Source organism: Pandoraea soli, from assembly GCF_902459595.1.
In the GTDB taxonomy this organism is placed as follows: domain Bacteria; phylum Pseudomonadota; class Gammaproteobacteria; order Burkholderiales; family Burkholderiaceae; genus Pandoraea; species Pandoraea cepalis.
Genome location: NZ_CABPSG010000051.1, coordinates 1 through 501, shown reverse-complemented (window position 1 = coordinate 501; position 501 = coordinate 1). Strand labels below are relative to the sequence as shown.

The 501-nt window shown below is 65.5% G+C and carries 1 protein-coding gene; it reads right to left on the bottom strand.

The features are described 5' to 3' along the window. Positions 1-501 (bottom strand): autotransporter outer membrane beta-barrel domain-containing protein (locus PSO31014_RS22265; RefSeq protein ID WP_150553598.1); only part of this gene is annotated, 501 nt, incomplete at both ends.

Sequence of the window (501 nt, the reverse complement as noted above, 5' to 3'; positions counted from 1 at the left end):
CCGTCGCGGTTCGTCTCGTCGAACGCATTCAGGCGCGTCGATGCCACGCGCACGCCCACCGACGGATCGATGTTCACGCCCGACACGCCAAAGCGCTTGCCCACTTCACCGAACATGCCGAACGTCTGACCGTTCGTCTTGCCCGACAGGCGTGCCGACGCGTTGCGCGCCGCCACCGTGCGATCCGTCTTCACGCTGTGATTCGTGTACGACACGCCTCCGTTGACGAACCAGTTCGTGGCCGCCAGGTGCGAACCGTACAGGCCCACGCTCACGCTGTTGACCTTCGACTCGCCCGGCATGCCCTTCGCCTTCGAGTCCTGGTTGCCAAGACCCACCGAAGCGCCTACCAGCGTGTTCTGACCCACGCGCTTGTCGATACCGATCGCACCGTCCAGGCCCTTCACGTCGAACGACATGCCGTCGCCGCGCTGGCTGGCGTTACCGCCCTTGAACGAGGCCCAACCGGCAATGCCGTTGTCCGACGCCATCGCGCCGTTG